This window comes from Bacillus sp. LJBV19 (assembly GCF_017797845.1).
Lineage (GTDB): Bacteria > Bacillota > Bacilli > Bacillales > Bacillaceae > Bacillus > Bacillus velezensis.
Genome location: NZ_CP072563.1, coordinates 2,936,154 through 2,955,545, shown reverse-complemented (window position 1 = coordinate 2,955,545; position 19,392 = coordinate 2,936,154). Strand labels below are relative to the sequence as shown.

At 47.9% G+C, this 19,392-nt stretch carries 18 protein-coding genes, 21 tRNA genes and 1 rRNA gene; 34 read left to right on the top strand and 6 right to left on the bottom strand.

The features are described 5' to 3' along the window. The first annotated feature begins 3 nt into the window (after positions 1–3). The 22 genes from rrf (at position 4) to J6600_RS14265 (ending at position 2,040) form a co-directional block, all read left to right on the top strand. A 5S ribosomal RNA gene (gene rrf / locus J6600_RS14370) occupies positions 4–119 on the top strand. Positions 120–142: 23 nt separating this feature from the next. Then, a tRNA-Val gene (locus J6600_RS14365) sits at positions 143–218 on the top strand. A 29-nt stretch (positions 219–247) separates the two neighbouring features. Beyond that, positions 248–323: transfer RNA gene (locus J6600_RS14360), tRNA-Thr, on the top strand. A gap of 37 nt (positions 324–360) precedes the next feature. After that, positions 361–436, top strand: a tRNA-Lys gene (locus J6600_RS14355). 10 nt (positions 437–446) lie between these two features. Continuing rightward, positions 447–530 (top strand) — tRNA-Leu (locus J6600_RS14350). 9 nt (positions 531–539) lie between these two features. Next, positions 540–614: transfer RNA gene (locus J6600_RS14345), tRNA-Gly, on the top strand. 19 nt (positions 615–633) lie between these two features. Further along, a tRNA-Leu gene (locus J6600_RS14340) sits at positions 634–719 on the top strand. Positions 720–728: 9 nt separating this feature from the next. Next, positions 729–805, top strand: a tRNA-Arg gene (locus J6600_RS14335). Positions 806–821: 16 nt separating this feature from the next. Further along, a tRNA-Pro gene (locus J6600_RS14330) sits at positions 822–898 on the top strand. Between the two features lie 4 nt (positions 899–902). Next, positions 903–975: transfer RNA gene (locus J6600_RS14325), tRNA-Ala, on the top strand. A gap of 20 nt (positions 976–995) precedes the next feature. After that, a tRNA-Met gene (locus tag J6600_RS14320) sits at positions 996–1,072 on the top strand. Between the two features lie 2 nt (positions 1,073–1,074). Continuing rightward, a tRNA-Ile gene (locus tag J6600_RS14315) sits at positions 1,075–1,151 on the top strand. A gap of 7 nt (positions 1,152–1,158) precedes the next feature. Further along, positions 1,159–1,251, top strand: a tRNA-Ser gene (locus tag J6600_RS14310). Positions 1,252–1,270: 19 nt separating this feature from the next. Next, positions 1,271–1,347: transfer RNA gene (locus J6600_RS14305), tRNA-Met, on the top strand. A gap of 6 nt (positions 1,348–1,353) precedes the next feature. After that, a tRNA-Asp gene (locus J6600_RS14300) sits at positions 1,354–1,430 on the top strand. A 10-nt stretch (positions 1,431–1,440) separates the two neighbouring features. Next, positions 1,441–1,516 (top strand) — tRNA-Phe (locus tag J6600_RS14295). 20 nt (positions 1,517–1,536) lie between these two features. Beyond that, a tRNA-His gene (locus J6600_RS14290) sits at positions 1,537–1,612 on the top strand. 8 nt (positions 1,613–1,620) lie between these two features. Then, a tRNA-Gly gene (locus J6600_RS14285) sits at positions 1,621–1,694 on the top strand. 15 nt (positions 1,695–1,709) lie between these two features. Next, a tRNA-Ile gene (locus J6600_RS14280) sits at positions 1,710–1,786 on the top strand. Between the two features lie 10 nt (positions 1,787–1,796). After that, positions 1,797–1,871 (top strand) — tRNA-Asn (locus J6600_RS14275). Between the two features lie 3 nt (positions 1,872–1,874). Further along, positions 1,875–1,965: transfer RNA gene (locus tag J6600_RS14270), tRNA-Ser, on the top strand. A gap of 3 nt (positions 1,966–1,968) precedes the next feature. Then, positions 1,969–2,040: transfer RNA gene (locus J6600_RS14265), tRNA-Glu, on the top strand. Between the two features lie 35 nt (positions 2,041–2,075). Here the strand turns inward: J6600_RS14265 and J6600_RS14260 are convergent. Then, positions 2,076–2,546, bottom strand: a complete 471-nt coding sequence (locus J6600_RS14260) for a TspO/MBR family protein (protein WP_053103904.1) — start codon at positions 2,544–2,546, stop codon at positions 2,076–2,078. Between the two features lie 156 nt (positions 2,547–2,702). Next, positions 2,703–3,422: a TraR/DksA C4-type zinc finger protein gene (locus tag J6600_RS14255; RefSeq protein ID WP_007613312.1), complete on the bottom strand. Its 720-nt coding sequence runs from the start codon at positions 3,420–3,422 to the stop codon at positions 2,703–2,705. 282 nt (positions 3,423–3,704) lie between these two features. Between J6600_RS14255 and J6600_RS14250 the strand changes: the two genes are divergently transcribed. The 10 genes from J6600_RS14250 to J6600_RS14205 all read left to right on the top strand — a co-directional run bounded on the left by J6600_RS14250 (position 3,705) and on the right by J6600_RS14205 (position 15,322). Continuing rightward, positions 3,705–5,120 (top strand): isochorismate synthase, encoded by a 1,416-nt coding sequence (locus J6600_RS14250; RefSeq protein ID WP_209387530.1) that lies wholly within the window; start codon positions 3,705–3,707, stop codon positions 5,118–5,120. Beyond that, positions 5,117–6,853, top strand: coding sequence for a 2-succinyl-5-enolpyruvyl-6-hydroxy-3-cyclohexene-1-carboxylic-acid synthase (gene menD, locus J6600_RS14245; protein WP_209387529.1), 1,737 nt, complete (start codon positions 5,117–5,119; stop codon positions 6,851–6,853). The genes J6600_RS14250 and menD overlap by 4 nt, the downstream gene beginning before the upstream one ends. After that, positions 6,841–7,665 carry a 2-succinyl-6-hydroxy-2,4-cyclohexadiene-1-carboxylate synthase gene (menH, locus tag J6600_RS14240; protein ID WP_209387528.1) on the top strand — a complete coding sequence of 275 codons (825 nt, stop codon included), beginning with the start codon at positions 6,841–6,843 and terminating at the stop codon, positions 7,663–7,665. The genes menD and menH overlap by 13 nt, the downstream gene beginning before the upstream one ends. A 58-nt stretch (positions 7,666–7,723) precedes the next feature. Then, on the top strand, positions 7,724–8,542 hold the full coding sequence (menB, locus tag J6600_RS14235; RefSeq protein ID WP_003152221.1) for a 1,4-dihydroxy-2-naphthoyl-CoA synthase: 819 nt from the start codon (positions 7,724–7,726) through the stop codon (positions 8,540–8,542). Positions 8,543–8,629: 87 nt separating this feature from the next. Then, positions 8,630–10,093: an o-succinylbenzoate--CoA ligase gene (locus J6600_RS14230; protein WP_209387527.1), complete on the top strand. Its 1,464-nt coding sequence runs from the start codon at positions 8,630–8,632 to the stop codon at positions 10,091–10,093. Further along, the gene (gene menC, locus J6600_RS14225) at positions 10,090–11,205 is read left to right on the top strand and encodes an o-succinylbenzoate synthase (protein WP_003152223.1); all 1,116 of its coding nucleotides are present in this window, start codon (positions 10,090–10,092) and stop codon (positions 11,203–11,205) included. Before J6600_RS14230 ends, menC begins: the two co-directional genes overlap by 4 nt. Positions 11,206–11,474: 269 nt before the next feature. Then, positions 11,475–12,392, top strand: coding sequence for a metal ABC transporter solute-binding protein, Zn/Mn family (locus J6600_RS14220; protein ID WP_209387526.1), 918 nt, complete (start codon positions 11,475–11,477; stop codon positions 12,390–12,392). Between the two features lie 20 nt (positions 12,393–12,412). Beyond that, positions 12,413–13,165 (top strand): metal ABC transporter ATP-binding protein, encoded by a 753-nt coding sequence (locus J6600_RS14215; protein ID WP_014418707.1) that lies wholly within the window; start codon positions 12,413–12,415, stop codon positions 13,163–13,165. Continuing rightward, the gene (locus J6600_RS14210) at positions 13,165–14,451 is read left to right on the top strand and encodes a metal ABC transporter permease (protein ID WP_017418425.1); all 1,287 of its coding nucleotides are present in this window, start codon (positions 13,165–13,167) and stop codon (positions 14,449–14,451) included. Before J6600_RS14215 ends, J6600_RS14210 begins: the two co-directional genes overlap by 1 nt. Continuing rightward, on the top strand, positions 14,441–15,322 hold the full coding sequence (locus J6600_RS14205; RefSeq protein WP_014418705.1) for a metal ABC transporter permease: 882 nt from the start codon (positions 14,441–14,443) through the stop codon (positions 15,320–15,322). Before J6600_RS14210 ends, J6600_RS14205 begins: the two co-directional genes overlap by 11 nt. Before the next feature lie 15 nt (positions 15,323–15,337). Here J6600_RS14205 and J6600_RS14200 read toward each other — a convergent pair whose 3' ends face one another. From J6600_RS14200 to J6600_RS14190, 3 genes are read right to left on the bottom strand one after another with little or no spacing between them, the layout of a single operon-like run. After that, a complete protein-coding gene (locus J6600_RS14200; RefSeq protein WP_007408842.1) occupies positions 15,338–15,496 on the bottom strand; it encodes a DUF1540 domain-containing protein in 159 nt (52 codons plus the stop codon). A gap of 57 nt (positions 15,497–15,553) precedes the next feature. After that, complete coding sequence (locus J6600_RS14195) at positions 15,554–16,597, bottom strand: cytochrome d ubiquinol oxidase subunit II (RefSeq protein ID WP_209387525.1); 1,044 nt, start codon at positions 16,595–16,597, stop codon at positions 15,554–15,556. Positions 16,598–16,619: 22 nt separating this feature from the next. Further along, the gene (locus tag J6600_RS14190; RefSeq protein ID WP_025649757.1) at positions 16,620–17,951 is read right to left on the bottom strand and encodes a cytochrome ubiquinol oxidase subunit I; all 1,332 of its coding nucleotides are present in this window, start codon (positions 17,949–17,951) and stop codon (positions 16,620–16,622) included. A gap of 197 nt (positions 17,952–18,148) precedes the next feature. On the opposite strand from J6600_RS14190, the gene J6600_RS14185 reads away from it, so the two are divergent. After that, a complete protein-coding gene (locus J6600_RS14185) occupies positions 18,149–18,397 on the top strand; it encodes a type B 50S ribosomal protein L31 (RefSeq protein WP_003152229.1) in 249 nt (82 codons plus the stop codon). Between the two features lie 117 nt (positions 18,398–18,514). Then, a complete protein-coding gene (locus J6600_RS14180; protein ID WP_003152233.1) occupies positions 18,515–19,084 on the top strand; it encodes a beta-class carbonic anhydrase in 570 nt (189 codons plus the stop codon). Here the strand turns inward: J6600_RS14180 and yidD are convergent. Continuing rightward, positions 19,081–19,308: a membrane protein insertion efficiency factor YidD gene (yidD, locus tag J6600_RS14175; protein ID WP_007408838.1), complete on the bottom strand. Its 228-nt coding sequence runs from the start codon at positions 19,306–19,308 to the stop codon at positions 19,081–19,083. The genes J6600_RS14180 and yidD overlap by 4 nt on opposite strands. Positions 19,309–19,392: the final 84 nt, after the last annotated feature.

Below are 19,392 nucleotides of genomic sequence, written 5' to 3'. Positions count from 1 at the left end.
TGGTTTGGTGGCGATAGCGAAGAGGTCACACCCGTTCCCATGCCGAACACGGAAGTTAAGCTCTTCAGCGCCGATGGTAGTCGGGGGTTTCCCCCTGTGAGAGTAGGACGCCGCCAAGCCATTACACGTAAGTGTAATATATGGAGGATTAGCTCAGCTGGGAGAGCATCTGCCTTACAAGCAGAGGGTCGGCGGTTCGAGCCCGTCATCCTCCACCATTCCTATCATACATAAGTTGGCGTATTAAGCCGGTGTAGCTCAATTGGTAGAGCAACTGACTTGTAATCAGTAGGTTGGGGGTTCAAGTCCTCTTGCCGGCACCACCTTTATATGTTATACTATATAAGTCTCTTGTAATAAGAGCCATTAGCTCAGTTGGTAGAGCATCTGACTTTTAATCAGAGGGTCGAAGGTTCGAGTCCTTCATGGCTCACCATGTTTTTCTTGCGGATGTGGCGGAATTGGCAGACGCGCTAGAATCAGGCTCTAGTGTCTTTACAGACGTGGGGGTTCAAGTCCCTTCATCCGCATTGCCAAACGCGGAAGTAGTTCAGTGGTAGAACATCACCTTGCCAAGGTGGGGGTCGCGGGTTCGAATCCCGTCTTCCGCTCCAACTATACTATACCATCCATGCCGGGGTGGTGGAATTGGCAGACACACAGGACTTAAAATCCTGCGGTAGGTGACTACCGTGCCGGTTCAAGTCCGGCCCTCGGCACTTATTGTTGCGCCCGTAGCTCAATTGGATAGAGCGTTTGACTACGGATCAAAAGGTTAGGGGTTCGACTCCTCTCGGGCGCGCCATACATACTTTTGAAAACGGGAAGTAGCTCAGCTTGGTAGAGCACATGGTTTGGGACCATGGGGTCGCAGGTTCGAATCCTGTCTTCCCGACCATTTTGGGGCCTTAGCTCAGCTGGGAGAGCGCCTGCTTTGCACGCAGGAGGTCAGCGGTTCGATCCCGCTAGGCTCCACTTGATTTTAATTGTTTTTTGGCGGTGTAGCTCAGCTGGCTAGAGCGTACGGTTCATACCCGTGAGGTCGGGGGTTCGATCCCCTCCGCCGCTACCATTGGACCTTTAGCTCAGTTGGTTAGAGCAGACGGCTCATAACCGTCCGGTCGTAGGTTCGAGTCCTACAAGGTCCACCACTTATACGGAGGAATACCCAAGTCTGGCTGAAGGGATCGGTCTTGAAAACCGACAGGGGTGTCAAAGCCCGCGGGGGTTCGAATCCCTCTTCCTCCGCCATATCTAATTTAATTATCATCGCGGGGTGGAGCAGTTCGGTAGCTCGTCGGGCTCATAACCCGAAGGTCGCAGGTTCAAATCCTGCCCCCGCAACCAAAAAATGGTCCGGTAGTTCAGTTGGTTAGAATGCCTGCCTGTCACGCAGGAGGTCGCGGGTTCGAGTCCCGTCCGGACCGCCATTTATAAAAAGGCTCGGTAGCTCAGTTGGTAGAGCAACGGACTGAAAATCCGTGTGTCGGCGGTTCGATTCCGTCCCGAGCCACCATTTAATTTAATATTGTTTTGGCGGTTGTGGCGAAGTGGTTAACGCACCAGATTGTGGCTCTGGCACTCGTGGGTTCGATTCCCATCAATCGCCCCAAACAACATGCGGGTGTAGTTTAGTGGTAAAACCTCAGCCTTCCAAGCTGATGTCGTGGGTTCGATTCCCATCACCCGCTCCATTTTTATATTGTCATGGGCCTGTAGCTCAGCTGGTTAGAGCGCACGCCTGATAAGCGTGAGGTCGGTGGTTCGAGTCCACTCAGGCCCACCATGATGATTTTTCCACAGTAGCTCAGTGGTAGAGCTATCGGCTGTTAACCGATCGGTCGCAGGTTCGAATCCTGCCTGTGGAGCCATACGGAGAAGTACTCAAGTGGCTGAAGAGGCGCCCCTGCTAAGGGTGTAGGTCGTGTAAGCGGCGCGAGGGTTCAAATCCCTCCTTCTCCGCCATAAGGCCCGTTGGTCAAGCGGTTAAGACACCGCCCTTTCACGGCGGTAACACGGGTTCGAATCCCGTACGGGTCATTAAAAAAACCTTGCATACTATGCAAGGTTTTTTATTATGCGTTCATAGCATAAATGGTAAAAGACAGGTATGTGGCAAAAGCGCTCCATAATAAATAAGGAACCAGAAGCCAGGCTGAAGCTTTACTGTATTTACCGGCAATGAGCAACAGAATGAGTGTTGTCACCGCCACAAGCAGGCAATCGATAGATGCAGCAAGCAAATTTTTCTGTGTGAATTGAAAATAGCTGAATCCTTGATTCACGATATAATTGATGAGAAGCATCACCCAAAAAGCTTTGGATTCTTTACATGAAAACTTTGCGTATATCAAGGCTGCTGAGAGCGAAATAAGCGCAAACAAAACCGCCCATATGATGCCGATCACTGATCCGCTCGGCGTCCAGTCAGGTTTTTGCAGCGCGTCATACCATTCCCGGTCGATGGGAAAGAGAACCCCCGCTAAAGAAAACAAGACATATGTAATGATAAATACAATAATCGCACCGATATACTTCTTTTTCATTTGTTCCCTCCGCCATTCAATGTCAATACATTAGTTCCCTTTTTTGGAAAGATTAAACCTTTTAAAAGGTTCATGCACCATTAAGTGTATGGGTTTTCAGTGTGAAAATGCAGCAAACCATTTATTTGTATTCAAAAACCCCGGCAGGCCGGGGTTTTAATCAGCATGAAGATCGCCGAATGTCGTCATTATTCCTTCTTCGTCCAGTTCCTGTTCATATTTTTCGTGTGCTTTGCTTGGATACACGGAAATGTTTTTTCCGGTAATATCTGTCGCGATAAAGTTTTCATAATCCTCAGCATAGCCGATGTTTTCTTCTGAGTTCATTGTCATATCCCCGTAGCTGAGCGGCGGATCCTCTAAATCCTGAGGCGTTTCTGAGTTTCCGTATTCCTCAACATCCTGATAAGCATCTTCACTATCGTAAGCCGCCCGGATTGATTCATCATCATCAAATTCAAACTGTCCGAACGGTGTTTCCTCTTCAATCGGCCTGTCTTTGGAAACGGCATCCTGCGAGGAATATTCCGCCAATGTCGTAGCCGTCGGCAGAGCTTCGAGTCTGTCATAAGGAATGTCCTTGCCGCTGACTTCACATGTGCCGTATGTGCCGTTTTCAATTTGTTTCAGAGAGTAATCAATGTCGCGAAGGTGCTCCCGTTCATGGTCGAGCAGAGCCAGGTCTTTTTCCCGCTCGTATAATTCGGTCGCCTGATCGCCGGGATGATTGTCATAGGAAGACAATTCGCCGGATGACTGATACGGGAATTCATCAGTTAACTGAAATTGATCATTTTCTTTAAAGCGGCTTAAAATATCATGTCTGGCTTCTTCCAATTCTTTTTTTAAGTGTGTGATCTGTTCGTTTGTAAGCACATCAATCCCTCGTTTCTATGTGATGCTTACTGTTAGTATGAACGCTTTTGCGCAGAAAAATGGTGGATAAAAATAGTCATTTTCCCATGAGGAAGTAAAAGGATACAGTGATTGCCGAGAGTGGGGAAAGAAAATTCAAGTTTGTTTCTTTATTCATTTGCACAAAAAGGTTTATAATAAGAAATGCAGGCATTTTGTCGTGCTCAAATCTGTGTGTTTGACACAAAGTCATCACAGGTGTATTGTATTAAAAGCATTTAACGGATTATGGAGGAATGTCTCATGGTGACAACGGTGCAGCATACGTTCCGAGAGGAAGCAGATCATGCATTACATAAAGCCAAACAAGTCAACCATGCTGTCTTATTGAGCTATTCAAGACGTATTGCGTCTTTAGACCCTCTATCATTTTTCAAAGACGGAGCAAAAAAATATAAAGGCAAACGATTTTTTTGGTCAGAACCCGGTAGTGAATTAACAATAGTCGGTCTTGGCACAGAAGCGCTGTTCCAATCGAATGAAAAAAATGGAAAGCGTTATCACGACGTTTTTGAACAATGGGAGCGCTTTAAAAAGACGGCTTTTCATATTCATGAAGAAGAAGAGGCGGCGCATACCGCGGTCGGCCCTGTTTTATTCGGCGGCTTTTCATTTAATCCCGCTGAAGAGAGAGGAGACGAATGGAACGGGTTCGAAGAAGGACTGTTCTTTATCCCCTCACTCATGCTGACAAAGACGGCAGATGGTGATTATTTAACCGTCAATCAATGGGCGGCAGACGGTAATCAGGCAGAAGATACGCTGAAACGTCTGAAATCTTTTTCGGAAGCTTTTTCAGTTTCTTCAATTGAGTATGAAGAATATCCTGTTTTAACAAAAGCGGAAGAACTTGATGTGGAAAACTGGCTTGAAGCCATTAAAGCAGCAACAAATGATATGAAAGCAAATCAATATGATAAAGTCGTGCTGGCAAGGGAAGTCGTTTTGTCATATGATGGGCCTATTCCGGCAGAGAGCGTTGTCCGTAAGCTTTTGACGGACCAAACGACAAGCTATGTTTTTGCGATTGAGCAGGGAGATAAATGCTTTGTCGGCGCTTCACCGGAACGGCTGATCAAAAAATCCGGCAAAGACGTCATGTCCACCTGTCTGGCAGGTTCAATTAAGCGCGGAGAAAATCAACAAGAAGATGAGCGTCTCGGCAAGGAATTGCTGCATGACGAAAAAAATCTCGCGGAACATGATTTTGTGGTTCAGATGATACACGATTCTTTCTTGTCGAGCTGCAGCGATGTGAAAAAGCCTGCAGGTCCGCAATTATATAAAACAAAAAGTGTTCAGCATCTATATACGCCGATCACAGGCCATCTTAAAACGTCCGCTTCGCTGTTTGATTTAATTGAAAAGCTGCATCCCACACCGGCATTGGGCGGAGCTCCCCAGCAGAAAGCTGTTGAAGTTATCGCTGATATTGAACCGATGACACGCGGATGGTACGCGGCACCGATCGGCTGGATGGACGGCGGGGAAAACGGAGAATTTGTCGTGGCTATCCGATCAGGACTGATTGAAGGCAAAAGTGCGCGGCTTTTCGCAGGCTGCGGTATTGTTGAAGATTCAGATCCGCAATCAGAATATGAAGAAACACAAATTAAACTAAAGCCGATGATCTCTGCTTTAGGAGGTGAAAGGCTTTGACAAACCCGATTACACATTATATCGGAAGCTTTATTGATGAATTCGCTCTATCGGGTGTCACCGACGCGGTTGTTTGCCCGGGATCGAGGTCAACTCCCTTGGCGGTTTTGGCGGCGGCCCACCCGGATATTCAAGTCCATATACAGATTGATGAACGGTCCGCAGGTTTTTTCGCACTCGGTCTTGCAAAAGCCCGCCAGCGTCCGGTCATGCTGATTTGTACGTCAGGAACGGCAGCGGCTAACTTCTATCCGGCCGTGATTGAAGCTCATTATTCAAGAGTGCCGCTTATTGTCCTGACTGCTGACCGGCCTCATGAATTGAGGGAAGTGGGGGCGCCTCAGGCGATTAACCAGCATTTTCTGTTCGGTAACTTTGTTAAGTTTTTCACAGACTCGGCTCTGCCTGAAGAAAATCCTCAAATGCTGAGCTATATCAGAACATTGGCCGGCAGAGCCGTAAGTGAAGCCGGGAAGCGCCCGATGGGGCCGGTCCATATCAATGTGCCGCTCAGAGAGCCTTTGATGCCGGATTTATCAGCCGGACCTTTTGAAAGAATGAGAAAGGGGCGGCACGTCTCAGTCACAACAGGGATTCAGTCAGCTGATCAAGATTCTCTCTATCATATTACAGAGCGTCTTGCGGGGACCGAAAGAGGTATGATCGTCTGCGGCGAAATTCACGGTGAAGCAGAAAAGCAGCAAATCATCGCGCTTGCCGAGATGCTTCAGTTCCCGATTTTGGCTGATCCGCTTTCAAACCTCCGAAACGGGGAGCATGATAAGACGCTGATTATTGATGCTTATGACTCGTTTTTAAAAGATGAAGAAATAAAAGAGGCGCTGCGCCCTGACGCTGTGATCCGCTTCGGTCCGATGCCGGTTTCCAAACCGCTCTTTTTATGGCTCAGAGATGATCCTGCCATTGAGCAGTTTATCGTCGATGAAGACGGAGGATGGAGAGATCCCACCCAGGCCGGCGCGCATATGATTCATTGCCATCCGTCTGTGTTTTTGGAAGCGGTCCGTTCAGCTGAAACCGGAAAACGGCCGTCCGGATGGCTTGAGAAATGGCAATTTGTCAATGACCGGTTCCGGAGTCATTTACAGGCCGCGAGCATGGATGATTTATCATTTGAAGGAAATGTATATCGTCAGCTTCAGCACCTTGTCCCTGAAGGCAGTTCGATTTTTGTCGGCAACAGCATGCCGATTCGCGACGTGGATACGTTCTTTGAAAAACAAGATCGCTCCTTCCGTGTCTATGCCAACCGCGGCGCTAACGGCATTGACGGAGTTGTCTCCTCGGCTATGGGACTGTGTGAGGGTACAAAAGCTCCTGTCACGCTTGTAATTGGAGATTTATCGTTTTACCATGATTTAAACGGGCTGTTAGCGGCTAAAAAACTTGGAATTCCGCTTACGGTTATTTTAATAAACAATGATGGCGGCGGGATTTTCTCGTTTTTGCCGCAGGCATCTGATAAGACTCATTTTGAAGAACTGTTCGGTACGCCGACGGGTCTTGATTTCCGGCATGCCGCCGCACTGTACGGCGGGACGTATACTTGCCCTGAGACATGGGAAGCATTTAAGGATGCGTATCAGCCGCAGGCGGACAAGCCCGGACTTCATATAATCGAGCTGAAAACAGATCGGACATCAAGAGTTCAATTCCATCGCGATCTGCTGCAGGCCGCAGTGCGGGAAGTGAAAAAAGAATGGAAACTGTAACTGTTAAAACGGCCGACGGCGTGTGCTATCGGGCGGCTGATAGCGGACACGAATCGTCTGAAGCTATTGTTTGTCTGCATGGATTTACGGGCAGCAAAGAATCATGGATGTTTTTACGCGGCATGTTTCCCGGCGAACGAATGGTGATGATTGACTGCCTGGGTCACGGGGAGACAGACGCGCCTGTGCAAGCGGCAAGGTATAGTACGAGCCGGCAGGTTGCGGACCTTGCCGCCGTTTTTGATCAATTAAAACTTCACAAAGTGAAACTTATTGGTTATTCTATGGGGGGGAGACTTGCGTATTCCTTTGCACAGGCATTTCCGCATCGGGTGTCAGCGCTTGTTTTGGAAAGTACAACCCCGGGCCTGAGCACGCTTCAGGAACGTAAAAAGCGGATTCAGTCAGACCGGAAGCTTGCTGACTTTATATTGCGGGAAGGTATAACATCGTTTGTCGATTATTGGGAGGGCATTCCGTTGTTTGCCACGCAGCTTTCTCTGCCGGACAGCGTAAAGGCGTCCATCCGTGCCGGCAGGCTGAAAAATAATCCGTCCGGACTTGCAGGAAGCCTGCTCGGAATGGGGACGGGCTCACAGCCTTCCTGGTGGGAGGCATTACACCGCATCAAGGCGCCCGTCCTGCTCATATGCGGTGAATGGGATGAAAAGTTTTGCGCTATTAATCAAAAGGTGCATAACCTGCTCCCATCAAGTAAAATAGAGATTGTCAAACAGGCGGGGCACACGGTACATGTGGAACAGCCGCGAATTTTTGGTAAGATAGTAAGTGAGTTTTTATACGGCTTGTAAAGCATAGAGAAAATAGCTTTTCGGCCGGACTCAGGCAAAAATGAAGGAGGTCATATCAATGGCTGCAGAATGGAAAAGTGAACGTCAGTACGATGAAATCCTGTACGAGACGTATAACGGTATTGCAAAAATAACAATTAACCGCCCGGAGGTACATAACGCATTTACTCCTAAGACGGTATCAGAAATGATTGACGCGTTTGCTTGTGCGCGTGATGACTCCAATATTGGTGTCATCGTTCTTGCGGGAGCGGGAGATAAAGCATTCTGTTCAGGCGGAGACCAAAAAGTCCGCGGTCACGGCGGATATGTCGGAGACGATCAGATCCCGCGTCTGAATGTGCTTGATCTTCAGCGTTTGATCCGTGTTATTCCTAAACCGGTCGTAGCGATGGTATCAGGCTATGCCATCGGCGGAGGCCATGTGCTTCATATCGTCTGTGATTTAACGATTGCGGCCGATAACGCGATTTTCGGCCAAACCGGACCGAAAGTGGGAAGCTTTGATGCCGGTTACGGCTCAGGTTACCTGGCGCGTATCGTCGGACATAAGAAAGCCCGTGAAATCTGGTACCTGTGCCGTCAATACAACGCGCAGGAAGCGCTCGACATGGGGCTTGTCAATACGGTTGTCCCATTAGAGAAACTTGAAGAGGAAACAATTAAATGGTGTGAAGAAATGCTTGAGAAAAGCCCTACAGCCCTTCGTTTCCTTAAAGCGGCATTTAACGCAGATACAGACGGCCTCGCCGGAATTCAGCAATTTGCAGGAGATGCAACGCTTCTTTATTACACGACTGACGAAGCGAAAGAAGGCCGCGATTCCTTTAAAGAGAAACGCAGTCCCGATTTCGGTCAATTCCCTCGTTTTCCGTGATCAGATGACACTACGAAACAGCTTGAGCCGCTCTGGTCCAAGCTGTTTTCTTTTCAAAAAAAGTACTTTTACCTCGGAGATGATAACATGCTGACAGAACAGCCGAATTGGCTCATTCAAAGGGCTCAGCTGACACCAGAGAGAATCGCTCTCATATTTGAAAACAAACAGATGACATTCAGAGAATTATATCATGCTTCTAAACAAATGGCCGCGCGGCTGTCCAAATACTGCTCGCTTAAAAAAGGAGACCGTGCCGCGATTTTGCTTTCTAACAGACCGGAAATGGTTTATGCCGTTCACGCCTGCTTCTTATTAGGGGCGGAAGCTGTGCTGTTGAATACGAAGCTCTCAAAACAGGAACGGTTGTTTCAGCTCGAAGATTCACAGGCAAAGCTTTTATTGACGGAGGACGGCTTTTGCCGCGAAGAATATGAATCTGCGGTCGCCGCCGCGGATGTGGACGAGCTGCAGGCCAAAGCGGCGGGAGACATTGAACCTGAAGCTTATGTAACACTTGATGATACGGCGACTCTTATGTATACGTCAGGAACAACGGGAAGGCCGAAGGGGGTGCAGCAGACTTTCGGTAATCATTATTCCAGCGCTGTATCGTCTGCGCTGAATCTGGGGGTCACGGAGCGGGACCGCTGGCTTATTGCGCTGCCGCTGTTTCATATCAGCGGTCTGTCTGCGCTGTTTAAGTCGGTCATTTACGGCATGCCTGTCGTGCTTCATCAAAAATTTTCTGTCACTGATGTGCTGGACAGCATCAGCTCCCATCAGGTCACGATCATTTCAGCGGTGCAGACCATGCTTTCGGGCCTGCTTGCGGAAACTGAACAATGTCCTGAATCACTGCGCTGCATTCTGCTTGGCGGGGGGCCGGCACCGCTGCCGCTCCTTGAAGAATGCCGCAGGAAACAATTTCCGGTATTCCAATCTTACGGCTTGACTGAAACCTGCTCGCAGATTGTCACGCTTTCTCCGGAATTCAGCATGGACAAGCTCGGCTCGGCCGGTAAACCGCTGTTTTCATGTGAAATTAGAATTGAAAAAGACGGAAACCCTTGTGCGCCGTTTGAACACGGTGAAATTACGGTGAAAGGCCCGAATGTAATGAAAGGGTATTACCATCGTGACGACGCAAACCAGGCCGCTTTTCATAATGGATGGTTTAAAACGGGCGATCTTGGCTATTTGGATGATGAAGGGTTTTTATACGTGCTGGACAGGCGGTCGGACCTCATTATTTCAGGCGGAGAGAACATCTACCCGGCAGAAGTGGAAGCGGCGCTGCTTGCCCATCCGGCTGTAGCGGAGGCCGGTGTTTCCGGAGCCGAAGATCCGAAGTGGGGGAAAGTGCCGCATGCTTTTCTCGTGCTGACTTCTTCTGTCAGTTCTGAGGAGCTGACCGTCTTTTGCCGTGAGCGGCTTGCAAAATATAAAATACCGGCTGCTTTTTTCGAGGTTGACGAGCTCCCGCGGAACGCGTCCAATAAACTGATGAGACATCGGCTGAATGAGCTTCGTAAAGGAGAATTGTCATGATTAAGATTGAAAAAATCACCCTTTATCATGTAAGTATGAGGCTGAAAAAACCGTTTAAAACAAGTATTGAAACGCTGCAGGACCGTAAATTTTTGATCGTGGAAGCGATCGATGAAACCGGGAGAACCGGCTGGGGGGAGGTATCGGCGTTTTCTTCTCCGTGGTATACAGAAGAAACGATTCAGACATGCGCGCATATGCTGAGAGATTTTTTCATCCCGAATGTCGTAGGCCGCGAGTTTTTCCATCCGTCAGAGGTGCCTGACAGTCTCGCGCGTTTCAAAGGAAACCGGATGGCAAAAGCGGGGCTTGAATCAGCCGTGTGGGATCTATATGCCAAGAAAAAAGGGATATCACTCGCAGAAGCCTTAGGGGGCAAAAGAGATAAAGTGCCCGCCGGCGTGGCGGTGGGTCTGGCTTCGGCTGATGAGATGCTTCGGGAAATTGAGCAATACGTAAAAGAAGGTTATCAACGTATAAAAATAAAAATTCAGCCCGGCCATGACGTTGATCTGGTCAGAGCCATCCGCAGCCGTTTTCCGAACGTACCGCTGATGGCGGATGCCAACTCGGCATATGAACTGAAAGACATCAGCAGGCTGAAAGAGTTGGATGAATTCCAGCTCATGATGATAGAACAGCCGCTTCAGGCAGATGATATTGTCGATCACCGCCACCTGCAGAAACACTTGAGAACCGCGGTATGCCTTGATGAAAGCATATGCTCATATGATGACGCAAGGCGGGCGATTGAGCTTGGGAGCTGTAAAATCATTAACATAAAACCGGCGCGTGTAGGAGGCCTGACAGAGGCTTTAAAAATACATGACTTATGCAGAGAGCATCACATGCCGGTTTGGTGCGGCGGAATGTTTGAAACCGGCATTTCGAGAGCGCAGACAGTCGCGCTTGCTTCGCTGCCGCAATTTACGATACCGGGTGATATTTCCTCATCAGACCGATACTGGGAGGAGGATATTGTCACTCCCGACATCCGTATCGAAGAGGGGTTCATCTCTGTTCCGGACGGTCCCGGACTGGGTGTCGAAGTCAATCAGGAAATAATGAGAAAATACGTCACCCAAATGGACGTTTTTACGACAAACAACTGATAAAAAGACATTTCAGCGTGTTGAGCTGCCTGTAAGCTGCTGTTATATTGAAACTGTTCATCATCACCCCTTCCCCCGTTTGAACCGGCTGTATCAGCCGGTTTTTTTAATGAGCGGACACTTGACAAATGTGAGTGTGTGCGATAATTTTGCACAAAGGAAACTTTTTGTCCTGTATCAATCATTTGTTCTTAAATATAAAGAATTGTCATAAGACTGACATCAACATCACATTTAAAAGAGAACGGGACAAAGGAAAGGGGACGGATATGAAAAAAAGCAGTGTATTGGCGTCTGTGCTGATGGTTTGTTTTGCATTGTCTTCATGCAGCTCTGAATCTTCAGGGGGACAAAAAGGAAAGCTCACGATTACGGCTACCACTTCTCAGGTGGCTGACGCCGCTGAACATATCGGCGGAGACCATGTTGAAGTGACGTCACTGATGGGGCCGGGAGTCGACCCGCATCTTTATAAAGCATCACAAGGAGATACGAAAAAATTAACGGAGGCGGATGTTGTTTTATACAGCGGACTTCACTTAGAGGGGAAAATGGAGCATATGTTAACGAAAATCAGCAGGCAAAAGCCGTCCGCAGCAGTGGCTGAATCAATACCGAAGGAGAAATTGATTCCAGCGGGTGAGAATATGTATGATCCGCATGTATGGTTCAGCATTCCGTTATGGCTGTATGCCGTTGACGAAATCGAAGCGCAATTAAAAAAAGCAAAACCCGAATATGCAGACGACTTTACAAAAAACGCCCAAGAGTATAAAGAGAATTTGAAATCTTTAGATAAAAAATCGAGAGAAAAGATCGGGACAATTCCCGAAAAAAGCCGTGTACTAGTTACAGCACATGATGCCTTTGCGTATTTTGGCAAGGAATACGGATTTGAGGTCAGAGGACTTCAAGGGCTGAGCACGGACTCTGATTACGGACTGAAAGATGTTCAAAAGCTTGTCAGTCTGCTTGCGGATAAGGAAATTAAAGCTGTGTTTACGGAAAGCAGCGTATCGAAAAAGTCAATAAACGCGGTTGTTGAGGGCGCCAAAGAAAAAGGTCATGATGTTTCGGCCGGCGGCTGGCTGTATTCAGATGCCATGGGCGAAAAGGGGACAAAAGAGGGCACGTACGCCGGTATGTTCGCCCATAACATAGATACGATTGTCAGCTCATTAAAATAAACAGGAAGGGAGAGAATGACGTGTATCCTGTCAGCATTGAAAATGTGACGGTAGCCTATCACAAAAAACCGGTCCTGCAGAACGTCACCATGCAGGTGCCGGAAGGAAAACTGATCGGGATTATCGGGCCGAACGGAGCCGGAAAATCAACGTTGATAAAAGCTGTTTTAGGATTAACGCCAAGCGCCTCCGGAACGGTCTCTATTTATGGGAAATCATCAGAAAAGGAGCGGAAGAGGATCGGCTATGTTCCGCAGCGCGGTTCTGTGGATTGGGATTTTCCGACAAGCGCTCTGGATGTCGTTTTAATGGGAAGATATGGGCATATCGGCTGGTGCAGGCGTCCGAAAAAACGTGATATTGATTTTGCTGAAGCCTGTTTGGATAAGGTCGGTATGCTTGATTATGCCAAAAGGCAGATCAGCCAGCTTTCAGGAGGCCAGCAGCAGCGGGTTTTTCTGGCCCGGGCTTTATGTCAGGATGCGGATATATACTTTATGGATGAACCGTTTGTGGGAGTTGACGCCGCTACAGAGCGGGCGATTATCACGCTGTTGACGGAATTAAAACAAAAAGGAAAAACCGTGCTCGTCGTCCATCATGACCTGCAGACGGCAAAGGAGTATTTCGATTGGATGCTGCTGCTGAACATGAGAAAGATTGCTTTCGGACCGACTGAACACGTGTTTACAATCGAAAATTTACAAAAAACGTACGGAGGAAGGCTTGCATTTTTGAAAGATCACCTCCTGGCCGAAGGGGGAACGGGCTGATGGCGCTGCATCATATATGGCTTCAGCTTCAGGAACCGAATACCCAATGGGTGTTGGCGGGAACTTTGCTTCTCGGCATGGCAAGCGGCGTGCTGGGAAGCTTTGTGCTTCTCAGGAGGCAGAGTCTGATCGGCGACGCCATGGCTCATTCGGCTTTGCCCGGAGTATGTCTTGCGTTTCTCATTGCCGGAGAAAAGACGATGCTGTTCTTCTTGATCGGAGCGGCTGCCGCGGGGCTTGCTGGAACTTGGTGCATCCAGAACATCACGGAGCATTCAAAAACGAAGGAGGATTCTGCGATCGGCATCGTATTGTCCGTGTTTTTCGGGATCGGCATTATTCTTCTGACCTATATTCAAAGACTCGGTTCCGGAAGCCAGAGCGGGCTTGATTCTTTTTTATTCGGTCAGGCGGCGTCACTTGTTAAACAGGACATTGTCATCATCGGAGTCATTTCTGCCGTTCTGCTTTTATTGTGCGCCGTCTTTTTTAAGGAATTCAAATTGATCACATTTGATATGGCATTTGCGAAAGGGGCGGGACTGCCTGTCAGGTTTCTGAACGGACTGCTGGTTTTTTTAATTGTTTGTGCGGTTGTGATCGGGCTGCAGACGGTCGGTGTCATCTTAATGGCGGCCATGCTTATTACGCCGGCGATCGCCGCAAGGTATTGGACGGAGCGTTTAACGGTCATGATCGTGCTGTCCGGATTAATCGGCGGGTTATCCGGTGTGGCGGGAACGCTTTTAAGTACGACGACGGACGGTATGGCGACCGGGCCGTTAATTATTTTAAGCGCGGCTTCCGTTTTTCTGTTTTCTCTATTATTCGCTCCGGATCGCGGACTGGTGTCAAAGACGGTTAAACTTTTCCGGCTGAGAAAAAAGACCGCTTTTGAACAAACGCTCTCAGCTATTTACGAGATGAGTGAACAAACGAATGAAACCTCAGTCACCGGGCAGATGTTGAAAAAAGAATGGGAGCGCCCTATCAGGAAACTGGAGAAAAAGGGATACCTCAAGCGCAGCGGAGCCGAACAATGGCGGATGACGGAGGCAGGGCTGACGAAGGGATACGAAATTGTCTTATCACAGCGCATGTATGAAGTTTACCTCATGCATGAAACGGAACTGGCCGGTATAGAAACGGCCGCCAGGGACGAATTTCATCCGGATCTTCTGCCGAAAGAACTGAAAGAAAAGCTTTTGCAGCTTTTACGATTGCACGGGCGAATGCCGAATGAATCACTTCAAAAGGAGAAAGGAGGCGCTTACAATGAGTTATGAAGCGTGGATTATCGCAACGGGAATCTTAGTCGGCGTGAGCTGCGCGTTAATCGGCACTTTTCTTGTGCTGAGAAACATGGCGATGCTTGCTGACGCGATCAGCCACACGGTGCTGCTCGGAATTGTCGGCGCTTTCCTTGTGACGGGAGCCCTTAACGGAATTCCAATGTTTATCGGAGCTGCGGCATCCGGGCTGCTGACGGCTTTTTTCGTACAGTTTCTGCACAGTAAAGGCGTGCAGTCTGACGCGGCTATCGGTGTCGTCTTTACATCCTTGTTTGCGGTCGGCGTCATTCTGCTGTCTGTATACGGCAAGCATGTACATCTTGATATAGAACATTCGCTTATGGGAGAAATTGCTTTCGTTCCGTGGAATACAGCTCAGCTGTTCGGCTTCGATATCGGCCCTAAAGCGTTTTGGATGATTTTATCTGTGCTTATCATCAATGTGCTGCTGATTGTCTGCTGCTATAAAGAATTTAAAATCGCCGCCTTTGACCCGGAAATGGCGATAGCCATCGGCATTCCTGTCCTGGTCATTCATTATGTGCAGATGGGTATGCTGTCGCTTACGACGGTTGCTTCTTTTGATTCAGTGGGAGCGGTTTTAGTCGTTGCGATGCTGATTGTACCGCCTGCAGCCGCCTATTTACTGACAAACCGCCTTTCTTCCATGCTTTTCATCAGCGCGGGTATCGGCGGGCTGTCAGCCGTATTGGGATATGGCGCCGCCACATGGCTCAACGTGTCAATTTCAGGTGCGATGGCTGCGATGACCGGCGTGTTTTTTCTGCTGGCTTTTCTGTTTTCTCCGGCTCAGGGGCTGATTTCAAAAAGGCTTGCGGCGCGGAAATTAAAAAGAGCTGTATAAAACAGCTCTTTTTTTTTATAAATCATGCGGTTTAAAGGTTTTGCAATCCGTTTCTTCACTTTTTTCAGCGGTTTCGCCTGTATGGCTGACCACATAAATAGCGTCGGCCGTGCATTTGTTTCCTCTGCCCCAATATGAACAGTTATTGACTTCACACAGAATTTTTTGGTCCATGCTGGCTCCCCTCCAAGATAAAAGGTACGCCATTAGTATGAGCCGCCCTGATTTCTGTTATTCCTCCTGGCGGATATAACGTCTGTCTTTCATAAAGAGCTTCCAGAAGAAATAAAACCCGGGAAACAAAATGATGAAAGCGACGATATACGTCATAAACAGCGCCCTGAAGGTTGCCGGCTCCGTAAATCCTGACATGACCGTAATATCCGGATAAATCATATAAGGAAGATGCGCCCGTCCGTAAGCATAGCTTGCCAGAAAGTATTGAAGCGCAATGGCGATCATGGCGATTCTCGGTTTGCCGAGGTTGCGGCCGAAGCGCTTATTCGGCAAAAACAGAGCCACGCCGGCAATGATAAATGTAATGACAGACAGAATGAGCCATGTCTTGTCTTTCATCATCCCCGTATACAGCCAGCCGGCTTCAGAGCGTAATGTCAGCATAATGAAGAAGGCAAACAGAAGCGACAGCGGCCCTGTTAGTAAAGAGCTCCGTCTGTAGATTCGGTACGCATGCTCCTCTTCCGCAACATTTGAAAAATCGGCCAGAAGCAGTGAAGATAAAAATAAAGTGCTTAAAATGGCAAAGCCGATAAACGCATACGCATTAAGGCTTGTAAAGACATTTGCCAAATTCAGGTGATACACTCCGCCCGTCGTCTTCTCAATAAATCCTCCGTGTGTGACCGGAAGGACCAAAATCAGCACAGCGGGAATAATGAAGCCCGAAATTCCGGAGATATATCTCATGATTTTTCTTTCCTTCGCAGTATTGGAGAAGACGAGAAAGCCGCTGCGGATGGCCAAAAGCAGCAAAATAATACTCCCCGGGATCAATAAAACGGTTCCCAGCACGAAGGTTGCCCCTGGAAAGAAGCTGAATAGGGCGACAACGATCGCGACGATAAAGACGTTGGTCACTTCCCATGTCGGGGACAAATAACGGTTGGCGATGTTTGTCGCCTTTGTTTGTTCTCTATTTAAATAAATCATCGACCAAAAGCCTGCTCCGAAGTCCATCGTTGCCATGACCGCGTAGATAAACACGAAGCCCCATACGATTGATATCGCAATGAGAGCATCCATGGTAATGTCCATTTCAATTCAGCCCTTTCTATTGTTAGGATTCCGCCGCTTTTACATCCTCCTCAACGGGATGTTTGCGGAAATAATAAAGCAGCACATAAATGACTGCGGCTGCCAAAATGGCGTAAACGACCGTAAACAGGATGAACAGCAAACCGATTGAACCGGTTGTCGTGACGACATCTGATGTTTTCAGGAGATGGTAAATCACCCATGGCTGCCGCCCCGTACAAGCGAATATCCACCCGAATTCAATTCCGATCAGACTGAGCGGTCCTGCGGTTAAAAATAAAATCAAAAGCCAAGTCGGAAAGCTGTCTTTCTTTAAAATTTTTCTCCAGACGATGCCGACGATTGAGTACAAAATGAGCAGCATCCCGATGCCGACCATTCCGTTAAAAAGTGTATGGATGAATAAAGGCGGCCACTCGTCTTTCGGAAACGCGTTCAATCCTTTGACGACGGTATCAAAGCTGTTTGCAGCCAAAAAGCTTAAAGCCCAGGGTACTTCTATCGCCCATTTTACTTTTTCTTCTTTTGCGTCAGTAAAACCCCCGATCGCAAGCGGAGCGTGTGATCTAGTTTCAAACAGCCCTTCTGCGCCCGCAAGCTTCTCAGGCTGGTATTCGTAAAGAAGCTGGGCTGACTCGTGACCGTTTAAAGAGGCAAGAATGGAAAAGATTCCGCCGATCGTTAAGGCGAGCAGCAGCGCTTTTCGGTGAAAGCGGTATACCTGCTCCTGTTTTCTCGTTCTCAGCATTTTATAAGCCGCAACTGACGCAACGATAAATGCACCGGTCATGAAAGCCGTCAGTACGACATGGCCCGCGGTGGTGAAAAAGCTTGGATTAAAAAACGCTGCCCACGGTTCGACGTCAGTGATTTTGCCGTTTAAAATTTTAAAGCCGGCCGGCGTTCCTTCAAATGCGTGAACATTTGTGATTAAGACGGCGGATGCCGCGGCGCCGATCAAAACGAAAATAACGGCAATGATGCGCATCGCCGGAGTCAGCCGGTCAGCGGCGTAGACATAAATGGACATAAACAGCGCTTCGATAAAGAAAGCATAAATTTCAATCTGAAACGGGAGTGACATCACCCTGCCGATGACTTCCATGAATCCGGGCCACAAAAGGGCAAGCTGTGTACCCGCGATCGTTCCGGTCGGTATCGCCACGCCGAGCAGAACAGCCTGCGCCTTCGTCCACCTTTTCGCCATAATGGCATAATGCGGATCTTTTGTTTTCTGATAAATCAATTCAGCCATTAAAATCATCAGAGGCAAGCCGACACCAAGCGTCGCAAAAATAATATGAAAGCCCATGGTTGTCCCGAACAGGCTTCTGGCTAACACTAAATCATCCACGATCATAAACCGCCTTTCTAAATTACCGTTTTATGTAATGTGGTTATATTATTTGCTGAAGCGATTAGATTATTCTTCTGATTCCATATATGTGCAGGGTTTAGAAACCAAGGGATCAGGGCATATATGATTGACAAGCGGTTATTTAAGGTTTAAAATAAAACGTAATTATTACGATTTGAGAAAGGGAGATCAGCATGAAAAAAGATATTCATCCGGATAACCATCAGGTGATTTTTCAAGATGTGAACAGCGGCTACCGCTTTTTAAGCCATTCTACGAAAACGTCAGAGGAAACGGCAGAGTGGGAAGACGGAAAAACATACCCGCTGATTAAAGTAGAAGTCAGCTCAGATACGCATCCGTTTTATACAGGCCGCCAAAAATTCAACGAAAAAGGCGGGAGAGTCGAACAGTTCAACAAAAAATACAATATGGGGAAATAAGACAAGCCCAATGGGGTTTGTCTTATTTATTGAGCACTTTGTCATCTCGTGCGGGGAGTGACGAAATGCCCCGCCTTATGTTATATTGTGAATAAAAAGCAGAAAGGAAACACCAAGATGAGTCTTCTAAACGATATCATGCAATTTAATGAGCAGTTCACTAAAAACAAAGATTATGAAAAATACCAAACATCTAAATTCCCGGATAAAAAGATGGCGATTTTGTCCTGTATGGACACGCGTCTTGTAGAATTGCTTCCGCATGCGATGAACATGCGAAACGGCGATGTGAAAATTATTAAAAGTGCCGGCGCGCTTGTCGCCCACCCGTTCGGAAGTATCATGCGCAGCCTTTTAGTGGCCGTATACGAATTAAACGCCGATGAAGTCTGCGTTATCGGCCACCATGATTGCGGCATGAGCAAAATCAACAGCGAGGATATGCTTGATAAAATTATCGACCGCGGTATTCCGAAAGAGCGGATTGACATGCTGAAGCACTCAGGAGTTGATCTTGATCAATGGCTGAAAAGCTTTGATTCAGTAGAAGCGAGTGTTACAGACAGCGTAAACGTCATTAAACACCATCCGCTATTCCCTGACAATGTGCCGGTGCACGGTCTGGTGATTGATCCTGAAACCGGTAAACTTGATCTGGTGATCGACGGCTACCAGCATATGGACTAATGTTTTTGTTTTTTGTCCGGTACGGGATCAACACCGCCCGGATGAAAAGGGTGGCACTTTAAAATCCGCTTCAGTGTCAGCCATCCGCCTTTTAATGCGCCGTGAGTCTTGACGGCTTCGATTCCGTACTGCGAACACGTCGGATAAAAGCGGCATGACGGCGGCGTCAGCGGAGAGATGAACTTCTGGTATCCGCGGATGAACGCAATCATTATGGTTTTCATCAAAAAACCACCTTTCTGATGCTAGTATAGAAAAAAAATTTCAGATTGAAAAGCTTCCGCCACAATTCTTATCGGAAAACTGTG

What these genes read in the sequence shown, in the direction of transcription:
- J6600_RS14260 (WP_053103904.1), bottom strand. Translation starts at nt 2,546, where the DNA reads ATGAAAAAGAAGTATATCGGTGCGATTATTGTATTTATCATTACATAT.
- J6600_RS14250 (WP_209387530.1), top strand. Translation starts at nt 3,705, where the DNA reads ATGGTGACAACGGTGCAGCATACGTTCCGAGAGGAAGCAGATCATGCA.
- menH (WP_209387528.1), top strand. Translation starts at nt 6,841, where the DNA reads ATGGAAACTGTAACTGTTAAAACGGCCGACGGCGTGTGCTATCGGGCG.
- menB (WP_003152221.1), top strand. Translation starts at nt 7,724, where the DNA reads ATGGCTGCAGAATGGAAAAGTGAACGTCAGTACGATGAAATCCTGTAC.
- J6600_RS14230 (WP_209387527.1), top strand. Translation starts at nt 8,630, where the DNA reads ATGCTGACAGAACAGCCGAATTGGCTCATTCAAAGGGCTCAGCTGACA.
- menC (WP_003152223.1), top strand. Translation starts at nt 10,090, where the DNA reads ATGATTAAGATTGAAAAAATCACCCTTTATCATGTAAGTATGAGGCTG.
- J6600_RS14220 (WP_209387526.1), top strand. Translation starts at nt 11,475, where the DNA reads ATGAAAAAAAGCAGTGTATTGGCGTCTGTGCTGATGGTTTGTTTTGCA.
- J6600_RS14210 (WP_017418425.1), top strand. Translation starts at nt 13,165, where the DNA reads ATGGCGCTGCATCATATATGGCTTCAGCTTCAGGAACCGAATACCCAA.
- J6600_RS14205 (WP_014418705.1), top strand. Translation starts at nt 14,441, where the DNA reads ATGAGTTATGAAGCGTGGATTATCGCAACGGGAATCTTAGTCGGCGTG.
- J6600_RS14200 (WP_007408842.1), bottom strand. Translation starts at nt 15,496, where the DNA reads ATGGACCAAAAAATTCTGTGTGAAGTCAATAACTGTTCATATTGGGGC.
- J6600_RS14195 (WP_209387525.1), bottom strand. Translation starts at nt 16,597, where the DNA reads ATGGACATTACCATGGATGCTCTCATTGCGATATCAATCGTATGGGGC.
- J6600_RS14185 (WP_003152229.1), top strand. Translation starts at nt 18,149, where the DNA reads ATGAAAAAAGATATTCATCCGGATAACCATCAGGTGATTTTTCAAGAT.
- J6600_RS14180 (WP_003152233.1), top strand. Translation starts at nt 18,515, where the DNA reads ATGAGTCTTCTAAACGATATCATGCAATTTAATGAGCAGTTCACTAAA.
- yidD (WP_007408838.1), bottom strand. Translation starts at nt 19,308, where the DNA reads ATGAAAACCATAATGATTGCGTTCATCCGCGGATACCAGAAGTTCATC.